The 16,671-nt window shown below is 46.5% G+C and carries 13 protein-coding genes and 2 pseudogenes; 9 read left to right on the top strand and 6 right to left on the bottom strand.

The genetic code is table 11. The features are described 5' to 3' along the window. Positions 1–91 precede the first annotated feature (91 nt). Positions 92–1,600 (bottom strand): sodium/proline symporter PutP, encoded by a 1,509-nt coding sequence (gene putP, locus FTU86_RS02860; protein ID WP_180036783.1) that lies wholly within the window; start codon positions 1,598–1,600, stop codon positions 92–94. 424 nt (positions 1,601–2,024) lie between these two features. Here putP and aspA point away from each other — a divergent pair, with 424 nt between their 5' ends. Further along, a complete protein-coding gene (gene aspA, locus FTU86_RS02865) occupies positions 2,025–3,473 on the top strand; it encodes an aspartate ammonia-lyase (protein ID WP_016659035.1) in 1,449 nt (482 codons plus the stop codon). 89 nt (positions 3,474–3,562) lie between these two features. On the opposite strand, the gene FTU86_RS02870 is transcribed toward aspA, so the two are convergent. Both FTU86_RS02870 and FTU86_RS02875 read right to left on the bottom strand, forming a co-directional pair. Continuing rightward, a complete protein-coding gene (locus tag FTU86_RS02870; protein ID WP_180036784.1) occupies positions 3,563–4,267 on the bottom strand; it encodes an NAD-dependent deacylase in 705 nt (234 codons plus the stop codon). Further along, complete coding sequence (locus FTU86_RS02875; protein ID WP_005178537.1) at positions 4,260–5,219, bottom strand: LysR substrate-binding domain-containing protein; 960 nt, start codon at positions 5,217–5,219, stop codon at positions 4,260–4,262. The genes FTU86_RS02870 and FTU86_RS02875 overlap by 8 nt, the downstream gene beginning before the upstream one ends. Before the next feature lie 247 nt (positions 5,220–5,466). Between FTU86_RS02875 and FTU86_RS02880 the strand changes: the two genes are divergently transcribed. From FTU86_RS02880 to FTU86_RS02895, 4 genes and pseudogenes are all read left to right on the top strand, one after another. Beyond that, positions 5,467–6,690 carry an acyl-CoA dehydrogenase gene (locus FTU86_RS02880; protein ID WP_016659032.1) on the top strand — a complete coding sequence of 408 codons (1,224 nt, stop codon included), beginning with the start codon at positions 5,467–5,469 and terminating at the stop codon, positions 6,688–6,690. 384 nt (positions 6,691–7,074) lie between these two features. Further along, positions 7,075–7,819 (top strand): IS5 family transposase gene (locus tag FTU86_RS02885; protein ID WP_180036785.1). Its coding sequence is split into 2 segments (ribosomal slippage): positions 7,075–7,679 and positions 7,678–7,819, totalling 747 coding nucleotides; the frame shifts between segments, so codons are not numbered across the junction. Position 7,820: 1 nt separating this feature from the next. Continuing rightward, a pseudogene (locus FTU86_RS02890) lies at positions 7,821–8,021 on the top strand (MFS transporter); the annotation flags it as partial. Continuing rightward, positions 8,008–8,676 (top strand): annotated as a pseudogene (locus FTU86_RS02895) (CaiB/BaiF CoA transferase family protein); the annotation flags it as partial. The pseudogenes FTU86_RS02890 and FTU86_RS02895, both read left to right, overlap by 14 nt. Before the next feature lie 96 nt (positions 8,677–8,772). Here FTU86_RS02895 and FTU86_RS02900 read toward each other — a convergent pair. Further along, positions 8,773–9,681 (bottom strand): alpha/beta fold hydrolase, encoded by a 909-nt coding sequence (locus FTU86_RS02900; RefSeq protein WP_180036787.1) that lies wholly within the window; start codon positions 9,679–9,681, stop codon positions 8,773–8,775. A gap of 21 nt (positions 9,682–9,702) precedes the next feature. Further along, a complete protein-coding gene (locus tag FTU86_RS02905) occupies positions 9,703–10,248 on the bottom strand; it encodes a PadR family transcriptional regulator (RefSeq protein WP_160243061.1) in 546 nt (181 codons plus the stop codon). Positions 10,249–10,382: 134 nt separating this feature from the next. Here FTU86_RS02905 and FTU86_RS02910 point away from each other — a divergent pair, with 134 nt between their 5' ends. The 3 genes from FTU86_RS02910 (at position 10,383) to FTU86_RS02920 (ending at position 14,287) form a co-directional block, all read left to right on the top strand. Next, on the top strand, positions 10,383–12,407 hold the full coding sequence (locus tag FTU86_RS02910) for an NADPH-dependent 2,4-dienoyl-CoA reductase (RefSeq protein WP_005178520.1): 2,025 nt from the start codon (positions 10,383–10,385) through the stop codon (positions 12,405–12,407). 277 nt (positions 12,408–12,684) lie between these two features. Continuing rightward, complete coding sequence (locus FTU86_RS02915; RefSeq protein WP_075166817.1) at positions 12,685–13,092, top strand: nuclear transport factor 2 family protein; 408 nt, start codon at positions 12,685–12,687, stop codon at positions 13,090–13,092. A gap of 82 nt (positions 13,093–13,174) precedes the next feature. After that, entirely contained in the window at positions 13,175–14,287 is a 1,113-nt protein-coding gene (locus tag FTU86_RS02920; RefSeq protein ID WP_016659027.1) for a YheT family hydrolase, read from the top strand. An 83-nt stretch (positions 14,288–14,370) separates the two neighbouring features. Here FTU86_RS02920 and FTU86_RS02925 read toward each other — a convergent pair whose 3' ends face one another. Then, a complete protein-coding gene (locus FTU86_RS02925; RefSeq protein ID WP_005178512.1) occupies positions 14,371–14,787 on the bottom strand; it encodes a hypothetical protein in 417 nt (138 codons plus the stop codon). A 225-nt stretch (positions 14,788–15,012) separates the two neighbouring features. On the opposite strand from FTU86_RS02925, the gene FTU86_RS02930 reads away from it, so the two are divergent. Next, entirely contained in the window at positions 15,013–16,650 is a 1,638-nt protein-coding gene (locus tag FTU86_RS02930) for a CTP synthase (RefSeq protein ID WP_005178510.1), read from the top strand. Positions 16,651–16,671: the final 21 nt, after the last annotated feature.

Here is a 16,671-nt window from a genome sequence, read left to right on the forward strand (position 1 = left end):
CGTCATCTTTGTCTGTATTTTCCGTTAAAACCCAAAAGGAGCCGAAGCTCCTTTTTTTATGGATGATCAATCAATTCGGTAGATTGCTGTGCTAGCTGTTCATTTCCTGCATGGCTTTTTTGTACTCGGCATCTGACTGTTCAAAGCGTTCAATCACCTCTGTACTTGGTGCCCGGTCGAGCAGACTGACTATTACAATACTCAGACTGGCCAGAATAAAGCCGGGAATAATCTCATAGAGTCCGGTATCGGCCATGACATTTTTCCAGACAATTACGGTGATCGCGCCAACCAGCATTCCGGCAATCGAGCCTTTCAGGGTCATGCGTTTCCAGAACAGCGACAGAATAATGAGAGGACCAAAAGCCGCCCCAAAACCGGCCCAGGCATAGGCCACCAGACCCAGGACTTTACTCGATGGATTGCTGGCCAGCCAGATTGCCAGCATTGCAATCAACAGCACCATAAAACGGCCGACCCAGACCAGCTCTTTTTGTGAGGCATTTTTGCGTAAAAAGGCTTTGTACAAATCTTCAGTTAAGGTACTGGAGCAGACCAGTAACTGACAGCTGAGCGTACTCATCACCGCGGCTAAAATGGCGGCCAGAATAATCCCGGCAATCCACGGATTAAACAGGATTTTGGTCAGCTCCATAAACACGGTTTCCGGGTTCTGATTCACCACAGTCGCCAGTTCTGGAAATTGCTGGAAATAGGCAATGGCAATGAAACCGGCACCAACTGCGCCGCCCAAGCAGAGGATCATCCAGCTCATACCAATTTTACGCGCCGCCGGAATGGTTTTGACCGAATCGGCTGCCATAAAGCGAACCAGAATATGCGGTTGTCCAAAATAGCCTAAGCCCCATGCCAAAGAAGATAAAATAGCAATAAAACTTAAACCGGACAGCATCTGCGTGGCATGTGGGCGCGCAGTTTCCAGTAACAGACCAATCTGCTGGCTATGATCACCCAGTGCCAGATAGGTCATGATGGGGGTAATCAGCAGGGCAAAAATCATCAGCCCGGCCTGGAAGGTATCGGTCCAGCTAATCGCCAGGAAGCCGCCAATACAGACATAGCTGATGGTGGCTATCGCGCCAATCCACAGCGCCGTGGTATAGGACCAGCCAAACAGGCTTTCAAATAAACGCGCACCGGCCACCATGCCGGATGCACAGTAAATCGCGAAAAATACCAGAATCACCAGTGCTGAACTGACGCGCAGGATTTTCTTGCGGTCGCCAAAACGGCTGGTGAAATAATCCGGCAGGGTCAGGGCATTGTTTTGTACTTCGGTATGAACCCGCAAACGCCCGGCGACCAGAAGCCAGTTTAACCATGCACCAATAATCAGGCCGATGGCGATCCAGGCTTCAGATAATCCGGCCAGATAGATTGCACCGGGTAAACCCATCAGCAGCCAGCCGCTCATATCCGATGCGCCGGCAGAAAGCGCAGTCACCACGCTGCCCAGACTGCGGCCCCCAAGAATATAATCCGAGAAATCTGTGGTGGCCTTGTAGGCATACAGCCCGATACCGATCATGGCCACGATATAAAATATAAAGGTAATTAATGTGGGATTCAGTTGACTCATATGCCCATCCTTTGTCTGTAAGCGTTCATCCATCCGAGATGATTTTTTGCGCATTTTTTCAAGGAGCTGATTCAAGCATGGAATTAAAATTACGTTCTGTAACATTTCGACGGGATTTATAGCGGTCTTATGTTGCAGTTTGTAGCTTTAGATACAATTGAAAAAATGGGAGCAATGAGCGGAAAATTATTAAGTCAAAATTTTGAATAAAGCGGTGAATATTTTTATTTTTGCAAATATGGAGAGAATTTGTTAAATCTGGCTTAAAAATGGAGTAAATTTACATTATGTTACATCCCGTACATTCAGAAAGAATGTGTAATTAAATATTTCAAAAAGCGTATCAATCTTGTGTAGTTTCAGGCTGGCACAGGTTTAAGATTTTCTTATGCACAATATTGGTGCGAAATAGTGAGTAAACAGTGTGATTACGGTTCAGACAGAGAAAACAAGAATAGAGCATGATTTGCTAGGTGCTAAAGAAGTGCCGGCAGACAGTTATTATGGTATTCATACCTTGCGTGCCTTGGAGAACTTCCAGATCTCTAATCAGCAGGTCGGTGAAAACCTGCATTTCATTCGTGCTTTGGCGCAAGTGAAAAAGGCATCTGCACAAACCAATTTACAGTTTGAAAAAATCTCCCCGCAGGTGGCTGAGGCGATTCAGTATGCCTGTGACCAGTTGATTGAACAGCCCGCCGCATGGCGTGCGCATTTCCCTTTAGATGTTTATCAGGGCGGTGCCGGAACGTCGATTAACATGAACAGCAATGAGGTGATTGCCAATATTGCCTTAGAACATCTGGGTCTGGAAAAAGGCAGTTATTTTTCTATTCATCCAAATGATCATGTTAATAAGTCGCAATCGACCAATGATGTCTATCCAACAGCCTTGCGTTTAGCGACTTATTACAGTCTGGATGATCTGTTCGTGCAGATGCGTAACCTGATTGACAGTTTCTACAAGAAGGTAGCTGAATTTCAGTATGTACTGAAAATGGGCCGGACCCAGCTGCAAGATGCCGTGCCGATGACCTTGGGGCAGGAGTTCCGGGCTTTTGCTACCCTGTTAAAAGAAGATTTAAAACTGATTGACCGGACCCGTCAGCTGTTGCTGGAAATTAACCTCGGTGCTACCGCGATTGGTACGGGCGTGAATACCCCCAAAGGTTATGCCCAGGAAGCGGTGCAGGCTTTAAAAGAGATTAGCGGCTTGCCATTAATTGGCGCAGAAGATTATGTCGAAGCCACCAGCGACTGTGGGGTTTTCATCATTTTATCCAGCACACTGAAACGTCTGGCGGTGAAGTTATCGAAAATCTGTAATGACCTGCGTTTATTAAGTTCTGGCCCGCGTACCGGTCTGGGGGAAATCCGGTTACCGGAGTTGCAGGCCGGTTCTTCGATTATGCCGGCCAAGGTCAATCCGGTCATTCCGGAAGTGGTGAACCAGATTGCTTTTAAAGTGATTGGCAATGACCTGACCGTGACCATGGCGGCCGAAGCCGGGCAGTTGCAGTTAAACGTGATGGAACCGGTGATTGCCGTGTCGATTCATGAATCCATCCAGTTATTGACTCAAGCCATGAAAAGTCTGGATGAAAAATGTATTCAGGGCATTCAGGCCAATGAACAGGCTTGCCATGATGCGGTGATGCGTAGCGTCGGTATTGTCACTTTGCTTGATCCGATTCTAGGTCATGCCAAATGTGATGAAATCGGGAAACTGTGTATTGCTGAAAACAAAACCATTCAGCAGGTGGTACTGGAGCAGGAATTACTGACTCAGGAACAGCTGGATGAAATTTTTGCCCTGCATAATCTGGTCAGTGAGGTAACACCACCGGAAGCAGTTTTTGCCCAAGTCAGCTAAGACACTGACTGCTTCAGTAAAACAGCAAAGGCTCAAGATCATATATTGGTTTTGAGCCTTTTGTGTTTGGCCGATGGTTTTGATTCAACTTACAGGCCAGCCAGCAGACGTGGTTTTAACTGTGCCAAACCTTGGGTTGCAGTGGCGGCAATACATTCATATTGCGCCGGTAAACGCTGCTGATTGGCTTTCGGGTCAATATAATAGGCCTGACAGCTGGCCGGAATTTCATGAACCAGACCAGCCACCGGGTAGACTGCCAGACTGCTGCCAATCACAATAAAAATATCGGCATCCTGCACCCATTCAATCGCCTGTACATAGGCCGGTACCGCTTCACCAAACCAGACCACGTGTGGCCGTAGCGGATAACCCGCATCACAGACATCGCGTTCCAAATCCAGCTCGGCGCCTTCAATCGGGTAAAAGCGGGTAGTGGTTTGTGCATCGGGACCGGAGGTTTTGGCCAGCCGGATATTGCCATGCAAATGTAATACCTGCTGGCTACCGGCACGTTCATGCAGATCATCAATATTCTGGGTAATAACAGCCACATCAAAATACTGTTCCAGTTCGGCAATCAGTTGATGTGCCGCGTTGGGCTGGGCATTCAGAATATTTTTGCGTCGTTCATTATAAAAACGCTGCACCAGCGCCGGATTTTTGGCCCAGGCTTCCGGCGTGGCCACATCTTCCACCCGATGCTGTTCCCACAATCCATCACTATCACGGAAGGTATTAATCCCGCTTTCGGCGCTCATTCCGGCACCGGAGAAAACAATCAGTTTAGGCATAGGCAGATTCCTGTGTGGCGATACTGTGCGTGACTTCCTGTTGCATCCATTCTACAAATTTCTGAATTAAAACTGAATTTTCCTGACTAGAATGTACCAGATAATAGGAGCGCCGGCCGCTGAGCTGCTGATCTGAGGCCAGTACCAGTTCACCGCTGGTTAATTCCTGCTGAATCAGCATTTGCGGGATGAGTGCCATGCCCATGCCATGACTGGCGGCCACAGCCAGCATCGAAAACAGTTCATGACGCTGTCCATCATACGGATGGGCATGCTCAATCTGCTGGGTCTGGAACCATTCCTGCCAGATGGTCGGTCGTGTGGTTTGCTGTAATAAGGGCAGTTGCTGTAATTGTTCAGCAGCCAGGTTATAACCATAGCGATGGCTTTTTTGTGCCGCAGGAAAATGCCGGGCAATCAGCTGCGGTGAGCACACCGGCACCACATCTTCCTTCATTAAAAAATGGGTGTGGATTCCGGGCCAATGATCAATCTGCTGCTGCGTGCCCGCATAAATGGCCGCATCAAAAATATTTTCATTAAATAAAAACGGCTTGGTGCTGGTTTCCAAATGGATGGTAATTTCCGGATAGCGCTGGTTAAAACGATGCAGCTTCGGCACCAGCCAGCGCGTGGCAAAGGTCGGTACCACACCCAGTTTTAAGGTGCCACCTAATCCTTTATGCGACATCACATCGAGCGTGCTTTGCTCCAGCCCCAGTAAATAGGGTTTGATACTTTTATAATAATGCTGTCCTGCAGGCGTCAGTTCGACTCCATGCCGGGTCCGGATAAACAGGCTTAAGCCAAGAAATTCTTCCAGCTGCTGGATTTGCCGGGAAACCGCACTCTGGGTAATAAACAGTTCTTGCGAGGCATGGGTATAACTGCAATGCTTGGCTGCCGACTCAAAGCAGAGCAAGGCCTGTAAAGAGGGAATATTACGCCGCATTTCAGATCATCCTTTATCTGCACAGGTATTTGAAAATAGCATAGATGAAGGCACTATGATCGCCAATTTGTTTATTTTTTATTGTTTCTTCACAGGTTTTAGAGCGATGCGCAGCTCCAGTATGAATATGCTTATTTAAGATATACGGAGAATGCATATCTGCATTAAAAAATCTCGTTTGAAAATATTATTTTTCACACATAGTATCAACACAAACAACGAGAACATCATTCAGGCAGAGGAAGCTATGAATCAAATGGTAAATTCACATTCAGGCCGTAAAGTACATTTTGACTGGCAAGACCCATTCCTGCTGGAGCAGCAGCTGACTGCAGAAGAACGCATGATCCGTGATACTGCTGCAGCCTATTGTCAGGACAAGCTGATGCCACGTGTATTAGAACAGTTCCGTCATGAAAAAACCGATCCGACCATTTTCCGTGAAATGGGCGAGCTAGGCCTACTAGGCCCAACCATTCCGGAACAATACGGCGGTGCTGGTTTAAATTATGTCAGCTATGGTCTGATTGCCCGTGAAGTTGAACGTGTCGATTCAGGCTACCGTTCTATGGCCAGTGTACAAAGCTCGCTGGTGATGGTGCCAATTAATGAATTTGGCTCGGAAGAACAAAAACAGAAGTATTTACCAAAATTAGCTACGGGTGAATATATTGGCTGCTTTGGTCTGACCGAACCGGATCATGGTTCTGACCCGGGCAGCATGATTACCCGTGCCAAAAAAGTCGATGGCGGTTATCGTTTAACAGGCGCAAAAATGTGGATTACCAACAGCCCAATTGCCGATGTATTTGTGGTCTGGGCCAAAGAAGTTTCACCTGAAGGCAATGTCGGTGACATTCGCGGCTTTATTCTGGAAAAAGGCTGGGAAGGGCTGTCTGCGCCTGCGATTCACGGCAAGGTCGGTTTACGTGCTTCCATCACCGGTGAAATTGTAATGGATAACGTATTTGTCCCAGAAGAAAATGCTTTCCCAGAAGTTCGTGGCTTAAAAGGTCCATTTACCTGCCTGAACAGTGCCCGTTACGGCATTGCCTGGGGTGCGATGGGTGCGGCAGAGTTCTGCTGGCATACCGCACATCAGTACACCATGGACCGTAAACAGTTTGGTCGTCCTTTGGCTGCCAATCAGTTAATCCAGAAAAAACTGGCTGATATGCAAACTGAAATCGCTTTAGGTTTACAGGCCGCATTACGTTTTGGCCGCATGAAAGATGAAGGTATTGCCTCGATTGAAGGAACATCTTTAATCAAGCGCAATAACTGTGGCAAGGCGCTGGATATTGCCCGTTTGGCCCGTGACATGATGGGTGGTAACGGTATTTCGGATGAATTTGGTGTGGCGCGTCATCTGGTGAATCTGGAAGTGGTGAATACCTATGAAGGGACGCATGACGTACATGCCTTAATTCTGGGCCGTGCACAGACCGGAATCGCCGCATTCTGTAATTAATGTCATAGAAAAATAGCCAGGATGTTCAGGATGAACATCCTCAGGATAGTTGTGTCTAAAAAATCTGATTCATAATGTAAATAAAGGATTCATCGGCAGACTCTCGGGTCTTGCTTTGGGTGGGTTTTGGCTGTCATCTGCTGAATAAAAAAGAATAAAAAGCGGAAAGGCAGAACCCACAGCAAAAAATACCGGTGACTCATTTGGGAAAATGAGGTAACGACAAGATGAAAAATGATATACACGCTGAAGCCGGAACACTGGGCTTAAAACTGCCATCGAATGTGGGTACCGCCCATCGAATTAGGGTCTGTTGACATTTACTGTGCAAAAAAAATAGCGAAAAAGTAGAATTTAATCGCCAAACCAAATCTACTCCTCGCTATGCCTCGTACAATGTTGACTGATCAACACTGGTCTAAGTTAGAAAACATTTTCCGTAATTTTCGTATTTATCTCAAACAAAATCTTCGAAATTTTATTGAAGCTATTCTTTATAGAATCCGTACAGGCTGCCCGTGGCGGGATTTACCTGCTGCCTTCGGAAAGCCAAACTCCATATTCAAGAAATTTTCCCGGTGGTCGAAAGATAATAAGTTATTAAAAATATTTAAGTTAATTTCATCTGATGCTGATCTAGAGTGGGTATTTATTGATGCTAGCCATGTGAGGGCTCATCAGCATGCTACAGGAATCAAGGATCAGGCTATCTCAAAAAGTATCGGTGGAAATAGTTCTAAAATTCATTTGGCAGTTGATTCTCATGGGAACCCTGTTCAGTTTTTGATAGAGGATGGTACGACCCATGATGTAAAAGTGGCACCGAAATTAGTTAACAATATAGACCTGCACGAGACAGAAATTCTCTGTGCCGATAAGGGTTATGACTCTGAATCCTTGAGAGAACAGATAGAAAAAACGGGAACTCAAGCTAATATTCCCAAGAAATCCAATACACTTTCAAATAATGATCATGTGGATTGGTATTTTTAAAATCAGGCATTTAATTGAGAATGCCTTTGCTAGATTAAAGCAATTTAGAGGAATTGCCACACGCTATGACAAGCTAAAGCAAAGCTATGAAAATTCTGTTGCCTTAGCTTGTATCTTTATTTGGCTACCATTATGAAATGTCAACAGACCCTAATAAAAACACCTGGAAACTGGCCTTTATTTTTGCCTTTGTATCTTTGGTGATTGATGGCGTAGACATCATGCTGCTGTCTTTCAGCTTAACCAGTTTAAAAGCAGAATTTGGTTTAACCACCTTTCAGGCCGGAATGCTCGGCAGTGCATCACTGGCCGGCATGGCCTTGGGTGGCGATTCAGGCAGCATTATTGGCGCGGCATCATACCGGACGTGGACAATATATTGATCTGTCTTTATTGGATGTTCAGGTGGCAACGCTGGCCAATCAGGGCATGAATTATCTGAGCAGTGGCCAGTCACCGCAGCGCATGGGCAATAAACACCCGAATATTGTGCCGTATCAAACCTTTAAGGCTAAAGATAAGGAATTTATTATTGCCTGTGGTAATGACAAACAGTTCAAGGACCTATGTCTGGCCATTGGTTATCCGGAATTATTGAACAATCCGAAATTCTTACGTAATCAGGACCGGGTCAAATACCGCGATGAGCTGATTCCAGCTCTGGCTGAATTTTTTCTGAGTCAGGATGCAGAGGAATGGGTACGCCGGATTCATGCGGTCAAAGTACCGGTCGGTGTAATTAACTCGATTGAAGATGCCTTGGCTGAGCCGCAAATTCAGCATCGGCAGATGCTGGTCAATTTGCCGCACAGTTTAAATGCGCAATTTAAAATGATTGCATCACCGATCAAGCTGTCAGATACACCGGTCGAATACCGGCAGGCACCACCGCAACTGGGTGAACATACGGCCTATATTTTGTCCCGCTTTAAATCTACCGAAGAACTGCAAGCTTTAAAACAGCAGGGCATTATTGATGGGGAAATTGCCTAGCGCTTTGCCTTGATTGCTGATTTTCACTTGCTTTTTGCCGAACCTCACACTGTTCGGCTTTTTTATTGAGTGCGCTATAAATATTGATGCAGATACTTACTGATGCTGCAACAAAAAGCGTTTAATTTCACGGGCAAATTTCAGCGGCTCAGTCAGTAGCGGAGTATGCCCTGATTTTTCAAATAACACCTGCTGTGCCTGTGCCACACTCTGGGCAATCAGGGTTTGCCCCTGTACCGGATAGAGTACCGATTGCACCCCGCTAAAAAACACCGTAGGGCAGTTTAGCTGGCTTAAGGCCTCGCGATAATCTTCGGTATGCTCCAAATAGTTACGGATATACCAGGCCATATAGTCCAGTCGAGATGAGGGTAACAGCAGATGTTGCAAACGTGGCTGTTGCAGGATTTTACGAAAGATGGCTCGCTGGCGAGGGTTGTTATTTTGCAGCTCAATAAACTGCATCCATAAAGCAAACAGTTGATCTTTGGCCGTATCATTTAAATCGTGAATCCACTGGAGATGTGCGTGTTCCGTAAATAGCGCGGACAGTTCGGATAAGATCTGTTTGAAGCGGCTGTGCTGCTGGCCAAACAGGCCATAGGCCCAGTGTTCATCTACCAGGATTTTTGGGGTCTGATCAATATGCAGATAGGCTTTTAACTGCGTTACCAGCTGTCCATATTGCATGCCATGCATGGCGGTGGTCGCACCCATCGAATAGGCAACGATTATAAACTGTTGCAGCTGTAGTTGCTGAATTAAGGATTGCACATCCTGCCAGTGGCTGGAAATGGCATCCAGCTCCGGAATCCGGCACTGCTTCGAACCGCCAAAGCCGCGCCAGTCGGGAATAATAAAACGGAACTGTTTACGTAGCGGCCACAAAAACGGCAGCCATTGCCAGCTGTGCATGCCCAAACCGGACAGCACCAGCACCGGCTGGCCCTGACCAAATTCACGCACAAATAAACCTTCGCCATCGGGCATGACATAATACGGCATGAGATTTTATTCCTTGAAATTTTATTGTTGTTGATCAAAAGCTTTTAGCGCCGGAATCACCGCTTCCAGCCAGCGAATCCAGCCGATTTCCTGCTCGATACCCAGCTGTAAAATCATTTTATGAATATATAAGGTACGATTTTCGTCGGTCTGCTGGGCAAAGTCTTTGGCATAAATGGCCTGATACAGCTGCAATTTTTCCTGATGCAACTGTAAATGCCGCTCTAGCTCGGGCAAAACCTCATTACCGCCGAGTTGTGCTTCGGCCCGTAAACGCACCATCAGTTCTTCACGGAGCTGCGCCGGAGGACCTTGCTTGACCATCCAGTCGGCCAGTTCGACCCGGCCTGCGGCCTCAACCTGATAGGTTTTTTTACGGCCTTGGGCATCTTCTTCAGCCAAAGTGGAAATCCAGCCTTTGCTGAGCATGCTGTTTAATTCACGATAAATCTGCTGATGGGTAGCATTCCAGAAAAAGCCCATCGAGCGATCAAAGCGCCGGGCCAGTTCAATGCCCGTACTGGGTTTTTCAATCAGGCTGGTGAGTAATACATGGGCTAAAGACATAGACGAGATCATGCAAGTATGAATCTAAAATATTATGCAACATGTTGCATAAAAGTCAAAATTCGCATATAAATTTATGCAACAAGTTGCATTAACATAAAAATAGCCCGCTTTTGGCCAGCCAAGGAGAGAATATGTCGAATTATCCGCATCTGTTAGCCCCGCTTGATTTAGGCTTTACCACCTTAAAAAACCGCGTACTTATGGGTTCTATGCACGTGGGTCTTGAAGAAGCACCAAATGGTTATGCACGGATGGCAGCATTCTATGCAGAGCGTGCCAAAGGCGGCGTGGGCCTGATTGTGACCGGCGGGATTTCTCCAAATGATGCCGGCTTAACCTTTGCAGGTGGCAATAAACTTGACACCTTGGCCGAAGCTGAAAAACATAAAGTGGTCACCCAAGCCGTGCATGAAGCGGGCGGTAAAATCGCCTTGCAGATTTTGCATACTGGACGTTATTCCTATCAGCCGGATATTGTGGCGCCATCCGCGATTCAGGCGCCTATTAACCCGTCTAAACCGCATGCACTCACCTCGGCCGAAGTGCAGCAGACTATTGCCGATTTTGCCAACTGTGCCAAGCTGGCCAAATATGCCGGTTATGACGGTGTTGAAATTATGGGTTCGGAAGGCTACTTGATTAACGAGTTTATTGCCAAGCGCACCAATCATCGTGATGATGAATGGGGCGGCAGCTATGAAAACCGGATTCGCTTTCCAATTGAAATCGTGAAACGTACCCGTGCTGAAGTCGGCGAAAACTTCATTATTATCTATCGTCTGTCGATGCTGGATCTGGTCGAAGGCGGATCAAGTTTTGAAGAAGTGGTGCAGCTGGCCAAAGAAATTGAAAAAGCGGGTGCGACCATTATTAATACCGGTATTGGCTGGCATGAAGCACGTATTCCGACCATTGCCACCAAAGTGCCGCGTGCGGCTTTTAGCTGGGTCACAGAAAAGCTCAAAAGTGAAGTCAAAATTCCTTTAATCACTTCTAACCGGATTAATACCCCAGAAATGGCAGAGCATGTACTGGCGACCGGTCAGGCCGATATGGTGTCGATGGCGCGTCCATTTTTGGCAGATGCTGATTTTGTGGTGAAAGCCGAGCAGGGCCGTAGCGATGAAATTAATACCTGTATTGCCTGTAACCAGGCCTGTCTGGACCATATTTTCTCCATGAAAATTGCCTCCTGTCTGGTCAATCCTCGTGCCTGTCATGAAACCGAGCTGATCTTTAAAGAAGCGAGCCAGCCGAAAAACATTGCGGTGATTGGGGCTGGTCCAGCCGGTTTAAGCTTTGCAATTTATGCGGCAGACCGTGGTCATGAAGTGACGATTTTTGAAGCCTCTAACCAGATTGGCGGGCAGTTTAATATTGCCAAGACCATTCCGGGCAAAGAAGAGTTTTATGAAACCTTGCGTTATTTCAAACGTCAAATTGAGTTGCAGCCACGCATTCAGCTAAAACTGAACCATACGGCCAGCTTTGATGAGCTGAGCAAAAGCAGTTTTGACGAAATTGTGGTGGCAACCGGGGTGACTCCACGTCAGCTGGAGATTGAAGGAATTGATCATCCTAAAGTTCTGAGCTATCTGGATGTGCTGAAAGAGCGTCGACCGGTGGCGAAACGGGTTGCGATTATTGGTGCTGGTGGAATTGGTTTTGATACCGCAGAATACTTAAGTCATGCCGGTGAAAGTGGCAGTCTGAATCCGGAAAAATTCTATGATGAATGGGGGATTGATACCGAATATGAGCATGTCGGTGGCCTGAAACCGGCACAGGTAGAAGCCTCCAATCATGAAATCTACCTGTTACAGCGTAAAGCGTCTTCGGTGGGAGCGGGCCTGGGCAAAACCACCGGCTGGATTCACCGTACCGGCTTAAAAAACCGTGACGTTAAAATGATGGCCGGCGTAAGCTACCAGAAAATTGATGATCAGGGGCTGCATATTACGGTCAATGACCAGCCGATGCTGTTGGAAGTTGAAAATGTGGTGATCTGTGCCGGACAAGAATCTTATACTGCTATGTACGATCAGCTGCAAGCTGCGGGTAAAAATGTGCATCTGATTGGCGGTGCCAAGGAAGCCGGTGAGTTAGATGCCAAACGCGCAATCCGTCAGGGCGCAGAGTTGGCGGCGAAAATTTAATGCAATTCCTTCACCCTCTCCCTATGGAAGAGCGCTGGGGACAGGGTGAATAACCGCCTCTGCCCTGTGCAGCAGGGTTGCTCATCTTCTGGAAGCTGAGGGAATTCACTGAATAGAATCTACTCCTTCCTTTGAAAAAGGGAGGTTGGGAGGGATTCTTGTAGAAAAACCCTTCTAAATCCCCCTTTCTTGCACTTCGTTTTAAAGCAATGCTTTAAAACTTGCTCAGGGGGAGTTTATATAGCAATGAAATATCAAAATAAAAAAGGACCCCAAAATGACCTTACACATCACCAAAACCGCGATTGCCCGTTGGCACCAGATGCTTGAACAGCGTGATATGGCCATCCTGAATGAACTGCTGGCCGATGAGGTGGTGTTTCGTTCTCCGGTGGCCTATCAGCCTTATGCCGGCAAGCAGGTGGTGTTTTTTATTCTGACCAATGTAATTCAGGTCTTTGAGAACTTTAGCTATCACCGTGAATTTTATGCTGCAGACGGTAACAATGTTGTGCTTGAGTTTTCTGCCCAGGTGGGAGATAAAAAACTCAAGGGTATTGATATGATCCGCTTCAATGATCAAGGTCAGATCATTGATTTTGAAGTGATGATTCGTCCTAAAAGCGGCCTCGAAGCTTTGGCTGCCGAGATGGGACAACGGATGGCACAATTTATGCCCACCTGATCTAAGCCCTGAACTCAACTGACTTCATAACATGAGAGAACTAGCATGATATAAGCCAAACCATAAAAGGGGGGAACAAAACATGAAATTTGTGATCCAGAAAATGGCCCAGCTCACCCAGCGCTTGATTGATGAATGGACCGGCGCCGCAGAACCGACCTTATATTTTAATCCCGAAGGTCAAATCCGGCGCTGTATAGATGTTTTACCGCAACTGAAACAGAAATACCGGCCAACCCCGTGGCTGTCCAATACCCATGCGCATCTGCTTTATTTTGACTTAATCAAGAAAAAAACCATCCGCCTGCATTACGATGCCATTGAGCAGCTGAACATGTCCGATGGTGGCGTAACGGCTATTGCCTGGTACGGTCTGCATCTGCCACCACGCACCCCAACCATTATTGTAATGCACACCATTGTCGGAACTGCCGAGAGCATGAGCGAGCTGGTGCGGGATTTACATCAGCAGACCGGCTGGCGTATTGCCTTATGTTTACGCCGTGGTCATGCCAACTTGCCTATGCCGGTTCCGAAAATCTGCCTGTTTGGTTCCACCGAAGATTTACGGGAACAGATCCAGTTTATTCAGAAAAAATTCCCGGTTTCTGCCCTATATGGGGTAGGTTCATCGGCCGGTACCGGTTTGCTGGTGCGTTATTTAGGTGAAGAAGGCGACAAAACGCCGCTAAAAGCTGCTTTTGCACTGTGCCCGGGGTATGACACCGAAATCGGCTTTAACCATGTTCATCCGTTTTATAGTAAGGTCATGACCAAAAAGGTGATTCAGGCCTTTATTGATCCTTATCGGAGTAGCTGGCAGAAAACCAAATCGCTGGCCAAAGTCATTACCGCGCAAAACCTGGCCGAATTTGAACAGGCCTATTTTGAGATGGCTGGCTATCATGATTATGAAAGTTATAGCAAAGCCATTAACCCGATTTATGTGTTCCAGAATGTCAAAATTCCCCTGATGATTTTAAACGCCGAAGATGATCCGGTTTGTCATATTAAAAATCTGGAACCGTATAAAGAAAGTATTCAGAAAATGCCGAATATTATGGTGGTGACCACCAAAAAGGGCAGTCATTGCGGTTTTTATGAAGGTTTAGGTGCGCCACAGTCCTGGGCCACACGTTTAATGGCTGATTATTTAAAGAACCAGCATCAACAGGGTGAACGTTCTTATTCCTGAATGGAACAGCTTCATAAAAAGGCCAATAAAAAACCCAGTACATGGACTGGGTTTTTTTATGCAACAGTGCTTGAAGGCTGAAATCAGTTTTCAAGCGCTGGGGTTGCTGCGGCAATAGCTGCGGCAACAGCGTCATCTTGTGACTGGCTGTCTGGGTCCGGGTTGGCTGGACGGGCTTCTACCGGTTTGTCTTCAGCAGGAGCGGCCTGAGCTGGCTGAGGGGCTGGCGCAGGTTCACGTGGCGTCACTTCACGACGAATTTCGGTTGTGGTGTTTTCAGTTTCAGTACGTTCAACTTCGTATTCCACTGGCGCTTCAGTTTCAGACACTTCTGGCGTTTCTGCTTCAAGTGGCTCGAACTGGGCTGGCTCAGTGATCTGCTCAGTTTGCTGAACCTCAACTTCAACCTGTTCTTCTTCCTGAGGTGCTTCTTTTTTAACACAGGCACTCAGGAATAAACTGGTTGCAATTGCACCACAAATCAAAAATTTTTTGTTCATAATCTAAAAAAGGAGGGTTCAACGAGATGCGCGTATTATAACAGCAAAAAATCAGATGAAAATCCTATGAATAAAATCTAATTTTTTATCGGAAATGCTGATAGAATAGCCAATTGTTTATTGTTCTATGAATTGATGCGGAATGACTTTGCTTTATAGGTGCAGAGTAAAGTAAAATTGCGCAACATTGCAGGCCAGTTTAGGCTCGATTGTACGAGAAACCCAATGACCCATTTTATTTTCGTGACTGGTGGTGTTGTTTCATCACTAGGTAAAGGTATTTCAGCTGCTTCAGTTGCTGCACTTTTAGAAGCCCGTGGTTTGAAAGTAACCATGGTCAAAATGGATCCATACATCAATGTCGATCCAGGGACGATGAGTCCTTTCCAACATGGTGAAGTTTTTGTCACAGAGGATGGTGCTGAAACTGACTTAGACTTGGGTTATTACGAACGTTTCTTGCGTCGTGCGAAGATGACGAAGTTAAACAACTTCACATCAGGTCGCGTGTACCAAGACGTCTTAAATAAAGAGCGTCGTGGTGATTATCTGGGCGGTACCGTTCAGGTGATTCCACACATCACAGATAATATTAAAGAGCGTGTCCTTCGCGCAGGTGAAGGTTATGACGTTGCCATTGTTGAGATTGGCGGCACGGTCGGTGACATTGAATCTCTCCCATTCATGGAATCGGTCCGTCAGCTCATGGTTGAGCTCGGTCATAAACGTACCATGCTGATGCATTTAACCCTGTTGCCATACATCAAGTCTGCAGCAGAGTTAAAAACCAAGCCAACCCAGCACTCGGTTAAAGAATTACTGTCAATCGGTATTCAGCCAGATATCCTGATCTGCCGTACTGAGCACGATGTAGACGCAGATACTACCCGCAAAATTGCACTGTTCACCAACGTTGAAGCGCGTGCAGTGGTGGTATGTAAAGATGCCAAAACCATTTATCAAATTCCACGTACCTTCTATGAGCAGGATGTTGATGATTTGATCTGTGAACGTTTTGGTTTTGATGTGCCAGAAGCAGACCTGTCTGACTGGGATAACGTGGTTGAAGCCTTACTGAATCCGGAATACACCGTACGTGTAGCGATGGTTGGTAAATACGTTGAACTGCCAGATGCCTATAAATCGGTGAACGAAGCATTATTGCATGCCGGTATTCAAAACCGTGTCAAAGTACAAATTGACTATGTCAATGCAGAAGACCTGGAAAGCCAGGACGTTGCAGCCGTACTGAAAGATGCTGACGCAATTCTGGTACCAGGTGGCTTTGGTGAGCGCGGTACTGAAGGTAAAATGGCGGCCATCCGTTATGCACGTGAAAACGGTGTACCATTCCTGGGCATCTGTTTAGGTATGCAGCTTGCCGTGATCGAATACGCACGTAACGTTGCCGGTATTGCAGATGCGACTTCAACTGAATTTAACCGTTCAACCAAATCTCCATTAATTGGTCTGATTACCGAATGGTTAGATGAGCGTGGTGAAGTACAGCAGCGTTCAGTTGATTCTGACCTCGGCGGTACCATGCGTTTAGGTGCACAAAAATCAGAACTGGTTGAAGGCACCAAAACCTGTGAAGTGTACGGTTCAGCAGAAATTATTGAACGTCACCGCCACCGCTATGAAATGAATAACCGTTATATTCCTGTTCTTGAAGAAAAAGGCATGAAAATCTCAGGTTATTCACCAGTACAGCACTTGGTGGAAACAGTTGAAATCCCTCAACATCCTTGGTTTATTGCGGTACAATTCCACCCAGAATTTACCAGCTCGCCACGTGATGGACATCCGCTGTTTGCAAGCTTTATTGATGCTGCCAAAAAGCAGTACCAAAACAAGCACTAAGCGGTAAAAGGAATAAACCAG

It is taken from the genome of Acinetobacter sp. YH12155 (assembly GCF_013418255.1).
In the GTDB taxonomy this organism is placed as follows: Bacteria; Pseudomonadota; Gammaproteobacteria; order Pseudomonadales; family Moraxellaceae; genus Acinetobacter; species Acinetobacter indicus.

Bases quoted from the DNA above. Each gene is read 5' to 3' on its own strand.
- putP (WP_180036783.1), bottom strand. From the start codon at position 1,600: ATGAGTCAACTGAATCCCACATTAATTACCTTTATATTTTATATCGTG.
- FTU86_RS02870 (WP_180036784.1), bottom strand. From the start codon at position 4,267: ATGCCTAAACTGATTGTTTTCTCCGGTGCCGGAATGAGCGCCGAAAGC.
- FTU86_RS02875 (WP_005178537.1), bottom strand. From the start codon at position 5,219: ATGCGGCGTAATATTCCCTCTTTACAGGCCTTGCTCTGCTTTGAGTCG.
- FTU86_RS02880 (WP_016659032.1), top strand. From the start codon at position 5,467: ATGAATCAAATGGTAAATTCACATTCAGGCCGTAAAGTACATTTTGAC.
- FTU86_RS02900 (WP_180036787.1), bottom strand. From the start codon at position 9,681: ATGCCGTATTATGTCATGCCCGATGGCGAAGGTTTATTTGTGCGTGAA.
- FTU86_RS02905 (WP_160243061.1), bottom strand. From the start codon at position 10,248: ATGTCTTTAGCCCATGTATTACTCACCAGCCTGATTGAAAAACCCAGT.
- FTU86_RS02910 (WP_005178520.1), top strand. From the start codon at position 10,383: ATGTCGAATTATCCGCATCTGTTAGCCCCGCTTGATTTAGGCTTTACC.
- FTU86_RS02915 (WP_075166817.1), top strand. From the start codon at position 12,685: ATGACCTTACACATCACCAAAACCGCGATTGCCCGTTGGCACCAGATG.
- FTU86_RS02920 (WP_016659027.1), top strand. From the start codon at position 13,175: ATGAAATTTGTGATCCAGAAAATGGCCCAGCTCACCCAGCGCTTGATT.
- FTU86_RS02925 (WP_005178512.1), bottom strand. From the start codon at position 14,787: ATGAACAAAAAATTTTTGATTTGTGGTGCAATTGCAACCAGTTTATTC.
- FTU86_RS02930 (WP_005178510.1), top strand. From the start codon at position 15,013: ATGACCCATTTTATTTTCGTGACTGGTGGTGTTGTTTCATCACTAGGT.